We start from the raw sequence: 16,583 nt of genomic DNA, 5'->3' as shown, positions 1-16,583 counted from the left end.
AAATTGTTAATTCGAGAAAATATATTCAAAATTAAGCATTACTCAATTTTTTGGTAAATTGCACAAAGGCGACTAGGTTTAAAAATCTTTGCATTGAACATGAAATTTGGTGGTACGTTAATGATGGTATATTCGTCAGATTCATGATACCTTTCAAATTCTGCTGGCATTCCTTTAGTAGTAGTTAAGCTGTAAGGAACTGGTTGGAAAAGTAATTCTGTAAATTCAACTTTTTTACACCGCAACTGTTGACAAATCTGGTTTACAAAAGCTTCACTGGTCAATAATTTGAATAGATTTTCTTTAGCTTGTGCTTCGAGCGTGAAACTGCTATCAAAGTTCTGGACGATTTTAAGGGGCATTTTCTTTACAGGTAGTTATTAACAACTGAGTGATGATAGAGAGTAGGCAATATTTTGTACATAGTTATCAAAAAGTGCTGCCAACATAGTCAAACTTTTTGAGCAGCTAAGCTTTGTGAAAAATAACCACTTTAGATCAGCCTATTGGATTATGGGACTTCTGTCAGCCACAAAAAGAAGTTGGCATAATTAAGAATCGTGAAGTTTAAGAGATTTTCTGGGATAGGTCATTTATCGTCACTGCTGTGTCGGCATCAGATATTACACTTAGGAAGATAAATATCAAATTTATAACTTGAATGACTAAACAAATTGACTTAAATAATTACAAACAGGAAATAGCAGATTTATACAACCGCAGAAGCCAAACTTATGATGATAGTCAGTGGCATTTGCTAACTTGTCAACGTCTCCTTAAATATTCACTCATACGTTCTGGAAAGCATATTTTAGATATTTTTGAACAAAGAATGTGACGAATAACCAACGTAGAGACGTTGCATTACAACGTCTCTACCAACAGGATTTGTCTGTATTGGTTTATTAAGATCAAAGTAAAAGGCAAAAGAAAATCTTCTTTTGCCTTTTACTTTTTAGCGTTTACCTTTTGGCTTTGGCTCTATTCGTCGTAATCATCTTCTTCGTCTTCTTCGTAATCGTCCTCTTCGTCTTCTTCTACAAGGTCGGTGATTTCATCAGCAATCAACTCATCCTCGTCATCTAGAATTGACCTTTCTGCACGTCTGCTACCAAATCCAGATTCACCGAGTGAAGGAGAATCTAAATTATAGGTGCGAGCTGTGCGGTCATCTAGAACCATGTCTAGAGGGTCATCGACTTCATCCAAGACACTACTACTGTCAAGTGCAGTATAGTCCTCGATCGCACCTGGTTCTTCGTAAGCATTGTACCCAGTACCAGCCGGGATCAATCGTCCGATAATTACGTTTTCTTTTAACCCACGCAGCCAGTCAGATTTACCTTCAATGGCTGCTTCGGTCAGTACCCGTGTTGTCTCTTGGAAGGATGCGGCAGAAATAAAGCTGTCGGTGTTCAAAGATGCTTTGGTAATCCCCAACAATACAGGGGTATATTGTGCCCGCGCACCGCCAGTAATTGCCATAGCTTCGTTCACCTGCTCAACTTGACGCAACTCTACCAACTCGCCGGGAAGCATGGTGGTGTCACCACCATCATCAATCCGTACTTTATTGGTCATTTGGCGAACAATTACTTCAATGTGCTTATCAGAAATATCAATCCCCTGAGATTGATACACCATTTGCACCTCATTCACCAAAAATGTTTGCACCTTTTGCAAGGCATGGCTAGCACAAGCATAGACTCCATCTTCGGAACCCAGGCTAAAGAAGATTTCCAAAATTTCGTGGGGATTAGATGGGCCATCGCTCAACGGTTGTCCCGCTAGCACATGAGATCCATCTGGCACAATCAGATTTTGTCCTGGGCCCAGAGGATAATCTGTGACTACACCATTCTGTTCCACGACTTTAATAGCGATCGCTTCATCACCATCACCATAAACTACCTTGACTTCCCCAGCTCGCCGACATAGGATACACGCTTCTTTAGGTTTACGAGCTTCAAGCAGTTCCTCAATCCGGGGCAAACCTTGAATAATGTCTCCGGTTTTGGCGCGTTCAAACACCAACAACACCAAGTTATCGCCCCGTTGTACCAGATCGCCATCTTCTATTTGCAACACAGCACCAGGACTGACTCGGTAGGGACGACCGACGCGGATGGTGATGGCATATTCTTTAGTACTAAGAGCCGATTCACCATCAGCAGATGCCGCAGGAGCATTTTTGACATCTACTACTTGCCCAGATTCAACAGCAAAGACTCCAGGGGCAACTTCTGTACCTTCTACTAGCAAGTCACCCACCTTAACCTTGGGCTGAGTACTAGTATTCATCGTGATCATGTCGGTGTCACGTCGTAAGACTAAGCAGCGACGTACATTTTCAGTCCCTTTTTGTACGCCCCGTACAATACCCCCTTCTTTACACAAGATTTGGGTACGTGCCACCACAGAGCCGGGGGCAATGGTGATCCCATCTTGTACCTCAAGTGTCGTCTGAGTACTGCCTTGAGTAGCATCGGCGGTAATGTCTCGACGAATTACCAAGGACTCCAAAATTACCAGCTGCAAGCGTTGAACTTCTGGATCTTCAGTATCTAGTACTAATTCAATATCTGCTGCTAAGGGAGAAGCATTATGGTCTGCTTCACCTTCGGAGTCTATTTCCAAAACTAGCTGGGTTCGCAGTAATTCGACTCCTTCAACAGATTTGACGCGTTCTGAATCTTTGTAAGGAAGTCGCTGCACAGCTCGCAACTGAATAGAACGCCCGGTTTGTTGGCTCACAGATGTAGTTGAAGGCACATCTGGGTTACTCGGTACGGCGAACTCCACTACTGGACGACTCAATAGAGCTGGGCCTTCTGGTGTCTCCACATACTGGATGTAGCGCAATTCTGTAGCTACTGCTCCTTGGAATTCTTCACCTGGTTGGACAAAGGTGTTATCACGGCCAATCACTGCTTCTGGATCGTCCACCATTAGCAGTTCCCCTGGCTTAATCACCACTTCCCGCAGAATGTCATTTTTTTGGGTCACTTCTACCACACCACTGGTTTGGCAGAAGATATCCTTGACTACTTCAGAGCCAGCTTCGACAAACTGACCATCTTCTACTAACAATAAGGAAATATCTTTGTTTACTTCGTGGGTTTCTTCGGGAATCCACAGGAGAGTACCGCCTTCTACCACTTCATAACCCAGCTTGGCTTTACCTTTCTTCTGGACTTCGACGCCCGCGAATTTCAGGAATCCACCAGTAGTTGTACGATAGCGGTCATCAATTAACTCAGCGACTACTTGACCATTTTGCACTTTTGTGCCTGGTGTAGCTCTGAGGTTAAATACCTGGTTGTTGCCAGTGGAGACTAAGTAGTTATTGCGACCTTGTGAGCTTTGGACAGTCACCGTTGCTTGGTCTAAGACTACAGAAGCAGTGATAATCTCAATTTCCCTAGTACTCTTACCGGGGGTAGCTTCGGGCAAGCGCACTACACCGCCATGTAAAGTCGTTAACTTGGTTTCTGCTAGAACCCCATTGGAGGCGATCGCATCACCATTTTTAACCACCAATTCTGCACCTGGTGGTAAGTTATAAACTTCCCCAGACAAAATCCAAATCAAACCACCCCGTGCGGCGGTGGTTGTGGTATTGCCCTGACGGTCTGTTTTTTGCTCTGGGACTACTTCTGCAAATTGCACTTCCCCTGCTAAGTCAGAAGCTACATCCTTAACTGCTTTTTCTGTATTAGTCCGAGTCGTACGTCCACCAAGGGCAACCTCTGCCAATAACTGACCTTGTTTTACTTGATTTCCATCAAATACATAGAGTGTTGAACCTTGAGTAAGATGAACCTCTTGGTTAGCTGGGGTTTCAGAACCTTCTTTTTTTGGCTCTAAAATCAAGATGCCATTAGCCTCAACATACAGGGCATCTTCACCGTGGCGGGTACGATATGCTCTGGTCTTTAATTTGCGAGGAAGCTTGACAGTTCCATCAATTTTAGAACGCACTTGTTGCGCCACTTCCCCGGTAAACACACCACCTGTGTGGAATGTCCGCATGGTCAACTGGGTTCCAGGTTCACCGATACTTTGAGCAGCAATAATCCCGACAGCTTCGCCTAAGTCTACCATCTTGGCGTGGGCTAAACTCCAGCCATAACAGTGCTGACAGACGGAACGTGCCGCGTCACAAGTTAAGGGCGATCGCAAAAAGACTTCAGCAACTCCAGCTTTTTCAATTTTCTTTGCTAAGTCATCGGAAACTGGGGTATTGCGTGGTGCAATCACTTCTTTTGTAGTTGGATGAACTACATCCTCACCAATTACCCGTCCCATCAAGCGTGTTGCCAGAGGGATCAAGGTTTTGGCCCCTTCTGTCATTGGCCGAATCGGAATTCCCCTGGTAGTGCCGCAGTCAAATTCCCGGATAATTACATCCTGAGACACGTCAACTAGACGGCGGGTAAGATAACCGGAGTCAGCCGTCCGCAAAGCTGTATCCACCAATCCTTTTCTGGCGCCGTAAGACGAAATAATGTATTCCGTTACAGTGAGTCCTTCGCGAAAGTTGGTTTTGATGGGTAAGTCAATAATTTCCCCTTGAGGATCTGCCATCAGTCCCCGCATCCCTACCAATTGGCGGACTTGGGAAATGTTACCCCGCGCTCCAGAAAATGCCATCATGTACACGGAGTTGAGCGGATTAGTCTTTTTGAAGTGGATAACTACTTCATCTTTAAGGGCTTCACTAGTACCGTTCCAAGTATCAATTACCTTTTGGAAACGTTCAACTTCGGTGATTTCTCCCCGTTGGTAACGAGTTTCGGTGGCGCGAATTTCTTCTTCTGCTGCTTCTAGGAGCGATCGCTTACTTGGTGGCACCATCAAGTCATCTACACTGATAGAAACCCCTGCCTTGGTAGCGTAGCGAAATCCCAAATCTTTTAATTTGTCTGCCATCACCGCAGTTCGCGCCGTCCCATAATGCGTAAACGCCCAAGAAATTAAATTTCTCAGCTGACCTTTGTCAACCACGCGATTGCGAAAAATCATTTTTTCGTTAGTCATTCGTCCTGAGTCCTGAGTCATTAACAGTCCTGAGTCACCGAAGTTCAAAGCGGCGGCTTCCGCCGATCTGACTTCTCGCTGAGATTTGAAGTGCTGAGTGGTTTTTTGACTCAGCACTCGTCACTAACTTGCTAGTGCTTCTTGAATTGCCTTGTTGTAAATAACGCGACCAGGCGTTGTGTATATATATTGAGAAAGCAGATTTCCCTCACCGTCTTCTCTGACTCGGCGGAACTTGTACAGCAACGTCCGGCTACCATCGCCGTTTTCTGTTACTTCTAGGGGTTCTGTATCTGGTTGGTCTGATTCTAGTTCGCCGTCAAATCGTACATAGATATAGGCGTGCAAATCAATTTGCTCTTGCTGGAAAGCCATGATTACATCATCTAGCGAAGAAAAGTACTTTCCTGCACCTTTGTTGGCATTGGGATTCTCTGCTGTTAAGTAATATGCTCCCAGTACCATGTCTTGGCTAGGCGTAATGATGGGTTTACCCGTAGCTGGTGACAAAATATTGTTAGAAGCCAGCATTAACAACCGCGCCTCAGCCTGACTTTCCAACGACAGAGGGACATGCACTGCCATTTGGTCTCCGTCAAAGTCGGCGTTAAACGCCGGACAAACCAGAGGATGCAGTTGAATTGCTCTACCTTCCACCAAAATCGGCTCAAAAGACTGAATACCCAATCGGTGCAGCGTCGGTGCTCGGTTGAGCAGTACTGGGTGTCCTTCAATCACTTCTTCCAGCACATCCCAGACACTAGAGTCATTACGAGATATCAGTTTTTTCGCAGCTTTGATGTTATTCACCATGCCACTGCGAATCAAGCGATTGATCACAAACGGTTGAAATAGCTCAATTGCCATTTCCCTAGGTAAACCGCATTGGTGAATCTTCAGCTTTGGCCCGACCACAATTACAGAACGCCCAGAGTAGTCAACGCGTTTACCCAACAAGTTTTGTCGGAAACGTCCTTGCTTACCCTCAATAATGTCAGACAAAGATTTCAGGGGACGGTTATTTGCTCCTACTACCGTGCGTCCTCGGCGACCATTGTCAATCAAAGCATCCACTGCTTCTTGCAGCATCCGCTTTTCGTTCCGCACAATAATCTCTGGTGCCAAAATCTCTTGTAAGCGTGCCAGACGATTATTGCGATTAATCACCCGCCGATATAGATCATTCAAATCACTGGTAGCAAACCGACCGCCATCTAGCTGCACCATTGGGCGCAAATCTGGAGGGATTACGGGGATAACTGCCATTACCATCCACTCTGGCTTAGAACCAGTAGCGATGAAGTTGTCAATCACCCGTAGTCGCTTAATTAGCTTGGCCCGCTTTTGTCCCTTGGCGTTGCCAATTTCTTCGCGTAAGCTTTCAGCTTCTTGCTCTAAATTGATATCAGCAAGTAAACGCAGCAGCGCCTCGGCACCAATACCTACCTCTACACCTTGTAGCTGAGAATCTTCGCTATAAATTTGGTCTTCAATTTCCAACCACTGGTCTTCACTCAATAGCTGTTTGTAAGTTAAGGTTTCGGCATTCCCTGGACTCAGGACAACATAAGAGTTGAAATAGACAATCTGCTCAACATCCCGCAAAGGCATGTCTAACAGGATGGATATATAGCTAGGAATACCTTTGAGATACCAGACATGAGCTACTGGTGCGGCGAGTTTAATATAGCCCATGCGGTGGCGACGCACGCGTGACTCGGTAACTTCTACCCCACAACGCTCACAGACAATACCTCTGTGACGGACTCTTTTATATTTACCACAGTGGCATTCCCAATCTTTGGCAGGACCAAAGATGCGTTCGCAGAATAAGCCGTCCATTTCCGGCTTCAGAGTTCGGTAATTAATCGTTTCTGGCTTAGTGACTTCACCTACTAGCTGACCATTCGGCAGTGTTCGCTCGCCCCACTGCCGAATTCGTTCTGGTGATGCCAAACCGATTTTTACGTAGTCAAACTGATTAGTTTGGGCTGGTCTCATCTTTTTAATTCGTAATTCGTAATTCGTAATTCGTAATTAACAATTTCTAATTCGTAATTAACAATTTCTAATTCGTAATTCGTAATTGAAGAATTAATTACGAATTACGAATTATCAATTACGAATTATTTACTCGTCTTCTTCCAGCGATTCGCGGGAAAGAGATTCATAGGTAGGACGTGGAGGGGTGCGTCGAGCTGATTGATCTGCCATCAAATCAACTTCCACATCTAAAGAACTACCGTCTGCCTGTGTCTCTACCTTGTGTACGGCAATGTCTAAACCCAGTGATTGCAGTTCTCGCATCAGCACCTTAAAGGATTCTGGTGTTCCTGGTCGCGGAATTGCCTTGCCTTTAACGATCGCATTTAACGCTTCATTCCGTCCTTGCATATCGTCAGATTTGACTGTCAGCAATTCTTGTAAGGTATAAGCTGCACCGAAGGCTTCCAATGCCCACACTTCCATTTCCCCAAATCGCTGACCACCTTGCTGTGCTTTACCACCCAAGGGTTGCTGAGTCACGAGTGAGTATGGGCCTGTAGAACGAGCGTGGATCTTATCATCCACCAAATGCACTAGCTTCAGCATGTAAGCCACACCCACAGTTACAGGTCTGTCAAACGCTTCGCCGGTGCGACCATCAAACACCATAATTTTGCCTGAGTCATCTGGGTTATATACCCAAGTTTTGCCTGTTTCGTCTCGGGCTTCTTGCAACTTGCCATGTACAATTCTGCGGGATGACTCTTCACCGTACATTTCATCAAAGGGAGTAATCTTAAATCGCACTCCCAAATTATGCCCAGCCCAACCCAACAAACACTCAAACACCTGTCCGACGTTCATCCGACTCGGTACGCCCAAGGGGTTAAGTACAATGTCTACTGTTGAACCATCAGGTAAATAAGGCATATCTTCTACTGGCAATATCCGAGAAATAATTCCCTTGTTGCCGTGACGTCCCGCCATTTTGTCGCCCACTTGGATTTTGCGCTTTTGGGCAACATACACCCGGACTACCATATTGGCTCCTGGTGGCAATTCATCGCCTTGCTCACGGGTAAACAAGCGTACGTCAACTACACGCCCTTTTTCACCGTTAGGTACTCGCAGGGAATTGTCTCGCACATCCCGCGCTTTTTCACCGAAAATAGCACGCAATAATTTTTCTTCTGGCGGTTGGTCTGATTCACCCTTAGGGGTAACTTTTCCTACCAAGATATCCCCAGCTTCTACCCATGCCCCAATCCGAATAATTCCCTGTTCATCCAGTTGGCGTAGGGCATCTTCGCCGACGTTAGGAATTTCTCTGGTAATTTCTTCTGGTCCTAGTTTTGTTTGTCTGGCCTCAATTTCATATTTTTCAATGTGAATTGAGGTGTAAACATCATCCTGTACCAGCCGCTCAGAAATCAAAATCGCATCTTCGTAGTTGTAGCCTTCCCAAGGCATATAAGCGACGACGATGTTTTGTCCCAGCGCTAATTCACCACCTTCTGTTGAGGAGCCATCAGCTAATACTTGACCCGCTACAACGCGCTCACCAATCCGAACTAGGGGTTTCTGATTGAGACAGGTGTCTTGGTTGGAGCGTTGGTATTTGGAAAGATAGTACTTAATTTCTGGAGCCGAGGGTTTAGGACGCACACGGATTTCTGTGGCATCCACATAGGTGACATCGCCATCCGTACGAGATACAATCACCATCCCAGAGTCTCTGGCTCCTTGGGCTTCCAAGCCTGTACCCACAAGAGGACGCTCTGGTTTCAGCAGGGGTACGGCTTGCCGTTGCATGTTTGACCCCATCAGTGCTCGGTTTGCGTCATCATGCTCCAAGAAGGGAATCATGCTAGTAGCCACAGATACAATTTGCACTGGGGATACAGCTACGTAGTCAACTTGTTCTGGTGTTGTGGTCGCCCAGTCTTGGCGATAGCGCACTGGCACTTGTGGCCCTTTGATATAACCATTTTCATCTAAAGGAATATCACCTGTTGCCGTACGCAGGTCGTCTTCTTCATCGGCTGTCATGTACACTGGCTGTACGTCAAATCGCACTCGCCCATTTTCTACAGGTCTAAATGGCGTTTCAAGGAAGCCGTACTGGTTAACTCGTGCATGGGTTGCCAAAGAGCCAATCAAACCAGCGTTGGGACCTTCTGGTGTCTCAATCGGGCAAATACGTCCGTAGTGACTAGGATGGATATCTCGGACGGCAAATCCAGCGCGTTCACGAGTTAAACCACCAGGGCCAAGGGCACTCAGTCGGCGTTTATGAGTCAGTTCCGCCAAGGGATTGGTTTGATCCATGAACTGACTTAACTGGCTGGAACCAAAGAATTCTTTAATTGCTGCTACCAATGGTTTGGGGTTCACCAAGGAAGCAGGAGTTAACACTTCCGCATCCGATACGGTCATCCGTTCACGAATGATTCTCTCTAGGCGATTTAAGCCTACCCGCACTTGGTTTTGTAGCAACTCGCCCACACTTCTCACTCGGCGGTTGCCCAAGTGGTCAATGTCATCGATATTACCAATATCGTATTCTAAGTTAATCAGGTAATCTACGGCTGCCAAGATATCGCTGGAAGTCAGCACGCGCATGGTATCAGGAACAGATAGCCGTAATTTCTTATTGAGCTTGTAACGTCCGACGCGACCAAGGTCATAACGTTTCGGGTCAAAGAAACGAGAGTCTAGGAGTTGTTGTCCACCTAATACTGTAGGGGGTTCACCAGGACGCAGTTTGCGATACAACTCCATTAGGGCTTCTTCTTCAGAGAATTGCCCTTCTTTTTCGATAGTTTTTTGGAAATATTCTGGGTGGCGTAAGGCATCAAAGATTTCGTTGTCTGATAGCCCTAATGCTTTCAATAGAACTTGAGCTGAGAGTTTGCGGGTTTTGTCGATGCGTACCCACACCAAATCGTTACGGTCTGTTTCAAATTTCAGCCATGCTCCTCTGTTGGGAATTAAGCTAGCTGAATAAGTACGCCGCCCATTTTTGTCAATTTCTGATTTGTAATAGACGCCTGGCGATCGCACTATCTGGTTGACAATTACCCGCTCGGCTCCGTTAATAATAAACGTACCGCGATCGGTCATTAAAGGCAGATCCCCGATAAATACCTCTTGCTCTTTAATTTCCCCCGTTTCTTTGTTAATTAAGCGTGTGGGGACATACATTTGTACAGCATAAGTGCTATCCCGCCGTTTGGCTTCTTCGACGCTGTATTTTGGTTCCTTGAGTTTGTAGTTATGACCCAAAAAATGCAGCTCTAATTTGCCTGTGTAATCTGTAATAGGACTAAAGGAGTTAAGTTCTTCTATCAACCCTTCTTCTAAAAACCAGCGGAAGCTTGAACGCTGGATTTCAATCAAGTCGGGTAACAAAAAGGCGGGTTCCATATATTTTTCGTTAGTCATGCCTCTACCTTTGTCAACCTGGTTATACTTTCCTTTGGACACTGCTGTTTGACAGTTCCCGATCTTAGCCAGTGTCCGCACCTGTTTGGGAACTTCTCCTTACATCACCTGCCATTTACAAGTGTGGTCAAACGCAGCAATTAAAGCCGCAATAAGCGATTTTGACAAGGGGTTTATTGCCCCTGATGAGGGTACAGAATCGCTAAAATCCAGCTAGAAGATTGATTCAATAACAATAGATACTCCAGATATCCCTGAGTTGGATTTGCTTTCTTCACTTCCCCTCCAAACCAAAAGCGCGTTATTTAGCCTACGCAGATCTACATTTTTACATGTATCTCTAATAACACTTTTGCATTTATACTCTCAGTGATATACTCATCCAGAGGCAGCGAGCTATACCTTGTAGGCTCTGAATATTCATGGCTTCATCTTGTTGAGTTGTAGTCACAAGGCAATTTTGTTTAAAGATTTTCTATAGGTTAAACATACAGAAGCTGATGTACATATCTTGTGTAAAAGCCTAGCTTAACCTGGTTAAGCACGATTAGTTTTGTATGAAGCGCATCAGCTTGTAGAGAATAGGAGGATGTTACAGTCGGTAACAACACGAAATTCAGGCTGAAAAATTCTTAGTTCCTTCTTTTATCATTATGCCGTAAGCAAAGTGTTTTGGAGTGAATAATCTTAGCATATTTTTGTCCTTCTAAAGTTTTATTTTTTTTGACTACAACTGATAGCAGGAACTCAGCTACACTTTATAGTGATAGACCGAACAATTCACAAGCATTTTGGGTGGTTTGAGTTGCGATCGTCTCTACCGTTTCTTCACGCAGTTTGGCTACTTGCTCCGCTACATAAAGCACATAGGCCGGTTCATTGCGCCGTTCACCTCGTTTGGGAACTGGAGCTAAAAAAGGGCAGTCTGTTTCAATTAATAAGCGATCACTACTCACCATAGCAGCTGAGGATTGGATCGCTTTGGCGTTTTTGAATGTTACTGTACCGCTAAAGCTGATGTATAACCCTAAATCGAGAAACCATTGAGTTTCTTCCGGCGTTCCACCCCAACAATGCATCACGCCTCGTATTCTTTTTCCTTGCAGTTTATGCCATTTTTGCAACACTTCTCTGACTTCAACAGCAGCATCCCGGCAGTGGATAATTACTGGTAAGTCGAGTTCTGATGCGATCGCCAACTGCCCTTCAAACACTATGCGCTGTTGCTCATAGTTATCTGCTTTGTAAAAATCCAACCCCATTTCCCCGATTGCTACCACTTGAGAGTCAGAACTAGCCAAAGATTTTATTTTCTCGGCTGTCTCGCTCTTCCATTTGTCAGCATCTAAAGGATGCAATCCCACGGCAAAGCTGACTTCGGGAAATTTCTGTGCTATGGCTTGAATGCTAGAAAACTCGTCAGGGTGAACACAAGAATGTACTAAACGTACTACACCTGATTCTTGCCATCGCGATTGTACTATTGCTAAATCTCGCTCAAAAACATCAAAGTTGAGATGGACGTGGGTGTCTATCAACTGCATCATTTATCCTTTGTTATTAGTCATTTATCCTTATGATCATTAAGGATAAATGACTAATGACTACTCAGCTTGTGTAAGGGGTTTTAGTCGATTAGCCAATTTTGACTTTTTCCTCGCCCCATTGTTGGGGTGAAGGACACCCCGCTTCACAGCTTTATCAATTTTGCTGTAAGCCTCGGACAGCCGAGACTCTACGTCTTCTTTTGATTCTGGAGTAGGATTAGCTGCATGGACATCAACAGCACCAATATATTTCTTCATCAGCGTCTTTACCGCTGATTTGTAAGCTTTATTACGTAGCCGATTGCGTTCTGCGATTTCGGCACGCTTGAGAGCAGATTTTGTATTCGCCACAGTCAATTCCAAAAAGACTATTAAATATGTACACACACTACTAGACTTACTAATATAGCATTCATATTGCCAATGTTAGAATTTCTTGAAAAATCCCCCTCTTGAGTCTTACCAAAAAGCCAGCCAAAGCTCCTGACTTCAGGCATACGAATATAAGTGATTTGCAGTTTTAACCACAGTCGCTCTGAATAAAATGAATACATTAGACTTCCATTAACCAGATTGCTCAGCTAAGTGCAACAAAGTCTAGAGAAGGGAATGAATTATTGAAACGCAGTTAGGTAAACCGTGTCAGCCTATGGACGTATCCAAAAGAGAGAGGAGCAATTATCTTGGAGAGGACGGTTGAAGCAAGAATTTTCCACAGATGAAGGCTATGTTGTTTAACAATTCTTTAGTATTAGCTATGGGGGAGTATCAAAGTCAGCTTCTAAGATGAGTACCAGAAAAAAAATTGACCTTGATACTGAGATATGTTGTCAATCCCGGAAATGCGTTAAAATTGAGTACTTCAGATAAATAATGAACCTAACTGACTACTACTTGATTATGCAGTGCGTCCTTAAAGAGGATGTATCGTTAATGGTAAGGAACTGTAAACTTCTAAAATCAGAGGTTTAAATGTAAAGACTCGATATTATCAGGTCTGTACACATGCTAGTTACTAAAGTAGAAAAATCAGCAAAAATTATACTCAGACCTTACCTCTCATAAGCTGGGAATTGGATGTGCAAACACACTACCTCTACCCCCGCAGGGAGTGAAGGGTAGGACATAAGGGTAGTGGGAATGGCACGCCCACCCCTGCCGATAAGCCGACTAGGCTTGTCAAACTGAGCAATTAAGTTGCCTTCTCAAGCAAACTATATGCTGGTGGCCTTGGGAGTATCAAAAAAATCCGGGTTAAGCTAAAGAAGAGAAGAAAGTGAGCTCCATATCCCAGGTGGGTAAAGAGCAAGACTGATTCTCAAGTAGGAATATTATAATTTTGGCATTGTCCTTACTCCATGCTGCGAATCATTACTCAGCAGGCAGACGTCAGAGCAGAACTACAACGTATCTGCGATCGCACTCATGACGAACAGGTGCTTCACAAGGAAGCAACGGTGCGGGAAGTGTTGCAGGCAGTGAAGCGCCAAGGCGACAAAGCTGTATTGCATTACACAGCCGAATTTGATAACCAAACTCTTAAGCCTGAAGAACTACGTGTTACAGGCTCAGAGTTAGATGCAGCTTATCAACAGGTGTCGAAGGAGTTGATGGAGGCAATTCGGCTGGCTTGCCGCCAAATTGAAGCGTTTCATCGTCAGCGAGTACCAAAAAGCTGGGTACACTTTGGCGATGATGAAGTAGTGCTGGGTAAACGCTATACCCCTGTAGATCGAGCGGGGTTATATGTGCCTGGTGGTCGCGCCGCCTATCCAAGTACGGTACTGATGAATGCAATTCCGGCAAAGGTAGCTTGTGTACCCCAGGTAGTCATGGTGACACCACCTGGAGCAGGCAAAGCAATTAACCCAGCAGTTTTGGTGGCTGCCCAAGAAGCAGGGGTGCAAGAAATATATCGCGTCGGGGGCGCACAAGCGATCGCGGCTTTAGCCTATGGTACAGAAACTATTCCGAAAGTGAATGTGATCACTGGGCCAGGTAACATTTATGTCACCTTAGCGAAGAAACTTGTCTACGGCACAGTAGGAATTGATTCTTTAGCAGGGCCAAGCGAAGTGCTGATTATTGCTGACGAAACAGCAAATCCGGTGCATGTCGCCGCTGATTTGTTAGCCCAAGCCGAACATGACCCGATGGCAGCAGCTATTTTGCTGACGACAGATGCTAGTTTGGCAAAAAATGTGCAAGTTGCTGTGGAAAGACAGCTAGTGGATCACCCACGGCGAATAGATACAGAAAAAGCGATCGCTCACTACGGCTTGATTGTCGTTGTAGAATCCCTAGAAGCAGCCGCAGAATTCTCAAATGAATTTGCTCCCGAACACCTGGAGTTAGAACTTAAAGACCCTTGGGCACTAATTCCACACATTCGCCACGCTGGAGCTATCTTCTTGGGTTACTCTACACCTGAAGCTGTAGGAGACTATTTAGCAGGCCCTAACCATACGTTGCCAACTTCTGGTGCTGCTCGCTATGCTTCGGCATTGGGAGTAGAAACTTTCCTCAAACACTCCAGTATTATTCAATACTCACAAACCGCACTGCAAAAAGTTGCTGGTGCAATTGACATACTAGCAACAACCGAAGGCTTACCTTCTCACGCCGATTCAGTACGACGTCGAATTCAGCAGGAAGAGTGATTTGAAATGCTTAATTTTTTCTTATACTATTGGCAAAACTCACTCGTTGGCTCCACACTGAAAGTTTAGACACCAGTTGCCTCACAGGAGGAGCCACTGTGTGGTAGCTAGCCAGAAATTCGCGGAAGGTTGCCTCCCAAAGAAATTGTGGTAATGCAAAAAAAAGTCGCGTCAGCGAGTCTTGCCTGCGGCACGCTGCACGTAGCTTACTTCCTCGTAGGGGTATCGCCAGATGCTAGCTCGGAAAACCATAGCAACGCGCTAGCTCTACTATACAAACTAAGTTCCCAACATGGAAATTGGTTGATGTAGCATCTGCCAAGAACCTTTACCAGGCACTTAAATATAAGAAAGTCTACTCTTGAGGAGACGAGAGCGGTGCTAAAAACTATTTTGGTAGCTCTGGACGGTTCGGAAATTGCAGAACGAGTAATTCAGACTTTAGATAGTCTGGTGTTGTCACAAGACACTAGAGTTATCTTCTGTCATGTCTTCCACAACCCAGATTCGGAGACGGAACTACCTGCTGATCGTCCTCATCCAGAATCACCAACACTTTCTTATTTCCATATTGAAAAACAGTTGCAATCCTATCAGGAGCAAATATCAGTTAATAGTGAATTAGAGCTAGTAACTGGCGATCCTGCTGACGAAATTATTCGTCTTGCCAATATTTATAAGGCTGACTTAATTATAATTGGCAGTCGTGGATTAATTGGTATGAAACGAATTGTCCTAGGTTCTGTTAGTAGTCAAGTGGTGGAAGAGGCTAATTGTTCGGTGTTGGTAGTAAAGCCGAATCAGAATCAAGCAATGCCATGACTACAAAACCAGCAGTCACTAAACGACTTACCTTTAAAGAGTATCTGGCTTATGATGATGGCACTGATACACGCTACGAATTGGTCAATGGAGAACTAATTCCCATTGTTCTGACATTTATCTTGAGAAAGGCAAGGCTACTAACGGATTTATAGGCTGATTGAGAATAAACATAGAGACAAGGAAATCCCCCTTATCTCTACGTCCAGCCGATCAAAGCTCTGGAGTTACCAGAAATTGACGCAAACTCAACAAACTTAAAGTTTGACCCAAGTTCAGAGGTAGGATTGACACCCCTTCTAGGCGAGACTGTACCCAACCTTCTCCCCAGTACCATTCGTGAAACCCATCAATTCCTCCACTTAGGAGTAAGCGCAAGCAGTTAGGTTTTAGAACGTCCACTTTATGGCAAATCGCAACTGGACCAGTCCAGGTTGTAAATTGTAATCCTGGCAGCAATTCTTCTGGCATTCCAGGAGCAAAGCGTTGCACTACAAGCCATTTTTCTAGTTGTTTTGAATGCACCAGACTGTTGTGAATTGCATTTGCTGACGCTTCGATTTCGATCCGTAGTTGGCTTTGTTGAAAAGTACCCAGCATTTTTTAAGATTCTACTCAGTTAGAGTGAGTTTTTGTTTTAGTATTGCAAAGCTCAGCAGAAAATACTCCTCAATATTTTGTTTTCTCTTTGAGCAAATGAGAATCAATAAGTTAATCTTGTTAATACATCTAACACTTCTCATACACTAATTATTATTATTCATATTTTTTCAATCTTTTGCTTCGTTGCTATCCCGCTTGAAAACAAACTACAAAGCTAATATCTAAAGTCTATTTTAACTGACAACCATCCAGTAATGAATTTTTATGTTAATAGCAAAAGTCTTTTAAAGAAGAGTGAATCATAGCTCAAGTTTACTAAATGCGAAGTTTGACTATTAGCACGTAAATTTATTTCTAAGCAGAATAGTTAGCTCATTGAGAATAGTGAAAAATTTCAAGTTAAAAGTGACTTTGGCTATGAACCTGCCATGTAAATCGTAGGCAGACTATGGTTTTTACGAAAATTTGACTGTTACAAAAA

The 16,583-nt window shown here is 44.4% G+C and carries 10 protein-coding genes; 3 read left to right on the top strand and 7 right to left on the bottom strand.

What is annotated here, in order from left to right; translation table 11 throughout:
* Positions 1 to 38: 38 nt before the first annotated feature.
* The 6 genes from HCR01_RS01495 to rpsT form a co-directional block, all read right to left on the bottom strand.
* The gene (locus HCR01_RS01495; protein ID WP_193193830.1) at positions 39 to 362 is read right to left on the bottom strand and encodes a hypothetical protein; all 324 of its coding nucleotides are present in this window, start codon (positions 360 to 362) and stop codon (positions 39 to 41) included.
* Positions 363 to 981: 619 nt separating this feature from the next.
* A complete protein-coding gene (locus tag HCR01_RS01490; protein ID WP_193193828.1) occupies positions 982 to 5,040 on the bottom strand; it encodes a DNA-directed RNA polymerase subunit beta'' in 4,059 nt (1,352 codons plus the stop codon).
* 123 nt (positions 5,041 to 5,163) lie between these two features.
* Positions 5,164 to 7,041, bottom strand: coding sequence for a DNA-directed RNA polymerase subunit gamma (locus tag HCR01_RS01485; RefSeq protein WP_193193826.1), 1,878 nt, complete (start codon positions 7,039 to 7,041; stop codon positions 5,164 to 5,166).
* A 129-nt stretch (positions 7,042 to 7,170) separates the two neighbouring features.
* On the bottom strand, positions 7,171 to 10,470 hold the full coding sequence (gene rpoB, locus HCR01_RS01480; protein WP_193193824.1) for a DNA-directed RNA polymerase subunit beta: 3,300 nt from the start codon (positions 10,468 to 10,470) through the stop codon (positions 7,171 to 7,173).
* A 758-nt stretch (positions 10,471 to 11,228) separates the two neighbouring features.
* Entirely contained in the window at positions 11,229 to 12,014 is a 786-nt protein-coding gene (locus tag HCR01_RS01475) for a TatD family hydrolase (RefSeq protein ID WP_193194228.1), read from the bottom strand.
* A gap of 60 nt (positions 12,015 to 12,074) precedes the next feature.
* Complete coding sequence (rpsT, locus tag HCR01_RS01470; protein ID WP_193193822.1) at positions 12,075 to 12,368, bottom strand: 30S ribosomal protein S20; 294 nt, start codon at positions 12,366 to 12,368, stop codon at positions 12,075 to 12,077.
* Between the two features lie 1,007 nt (positions 12,369 to 13,375).
* Between rpsT and hisD the strand changes: the two genes are divergently transcribed.
* From hisD to HCR01_RS01455, 3 genes are all read left to right on the top strand, one after another.
* A complete protein-coding gene (gene hisD / locus HCR01_RS01465; protein WP_193193820.1) occupies positions 13,376 to 14,677 on the top strand; it encodes a histidinol dehydrogenase in 1,302 nt (433 codons plus the stop codon).
* 378 nt (positions 14,678 to 15,055) lie between these two features.
* Positions 15,056 to 15,499: a universal stress protein gene (locus HCR01_RS01460; protein ID WP_193193818.1), complete on the top strand. Its 444-nt coding sequence runs from the start codon at positions 15,056 to 15,058 to the stop codon at positions 15,497 to 15,499.
* Positions 15,496 to 15,654 carry a hypothetical protein gene (locus HCR01_RS01455; protein ID WP_413773911.1) on the top strand — a complete coding sequence of 53 codons (159 nt, stop codon included), beginning with the start codon at positions 15,496 to 15,498 and terminating at the stop codon, positions 15,652 to 15,654. Before HCR01_RS01460 ends, HCR01_RS01455 begins: the two co-directional genes overlap by 4 nt.
* Before the next feature lie 58 nt (positions 15,655 to 15,712).
* Here HCR01_RS01455 and HCR01_RS01450 read toward each other — a convergent pair whose 3' ends face one another.
* Positions 15,713 to 16,099, bottom strand: coding sequence for a hypothetical protein (locus HCR01_RS01450; RefSeq protein ID WP_193193816.1), 387 nt, complete (start codon positions 16,097 to 16,099; stop codon positions 15,713 to 15,715).
* Between the last annotated feature and the right edge of the window lie 484 nt (positions 16,100 to 16,583).

This window comes from Nostoc sp. MG11, assembly GCF_014904695.1.
Classification (GTDB): Bacteria; Cyanobacteriota; Cyanobacteriia; order Cyanobacteriales; family Nostocaceae; genus Komarekiella.
Note: the sequence above shows the minus strand (reverse complement) of the source record. Positions and strands in the feature narration are given on the sequence as shown.

What these genes read in the sequence shown, in the direction of transcription:
- HCR01_RS01485 (WP_193193826.1), bottom strand. Translation starts at nt 7,041, where the DNA reads ATGAGACCAGCCCAAACTAATCAGTTTGACTACGTAAAAATCGGTTTG.
- hisD (WP_193193820.1), top strand. Translation starts at nt 13,376, where the DNA reads ATGCTGCGAATCATTACTCAGCAGGCAGACGTCAGAGCAGAACTACAA.
- HCR01_RS01475 (WP_193194228.1), bottom strand. Translation starts at nt 12,014, where the DNA reads ATGCAGTTGATAGACACCCACGTCCATCTCAACTTTGATGTTTTTGAG.
- HCR01_RS01455 (WP_413773911.1), top strand. Translation starts at nt 15,496, where the DNA reads ATGACTACAAAACCAGCAGTCACTAAACGACTTACCTTTAAAGAGTAT.
- HCR01_RS01450 (WP_193193816.1), bottom strand. Translation starts at nt 16,099, where the DNA reads ATGCTGGGTACTTTTCAACAAAGCCAACTACGGATCGAAATCGAAGCG.
- HCR01_RS01490 (WP_193193828.1), bottom strand. Translation starts at nt 5,040, where the DNA reads ATGACTAACGAAAAAATGATTTTTCGCAATCGCGTGGTTGACAAAGGT.
- rpoB (WP_193193824.1), bottom strand. Translation starts at nt 10,470, where the DNA reads ATGACTAACGAAAAATATATGGAACCCGCCTTTTTGTTACCCGACTTG.
- HCR01_RS01495 (WP_193193830.1), bottom strand. Translation starts at nt 362, where the DNA reads ATGCCCCTTAAAATCGTCCAGAACTTTGATAGCAGTTTCACGCTCGAA.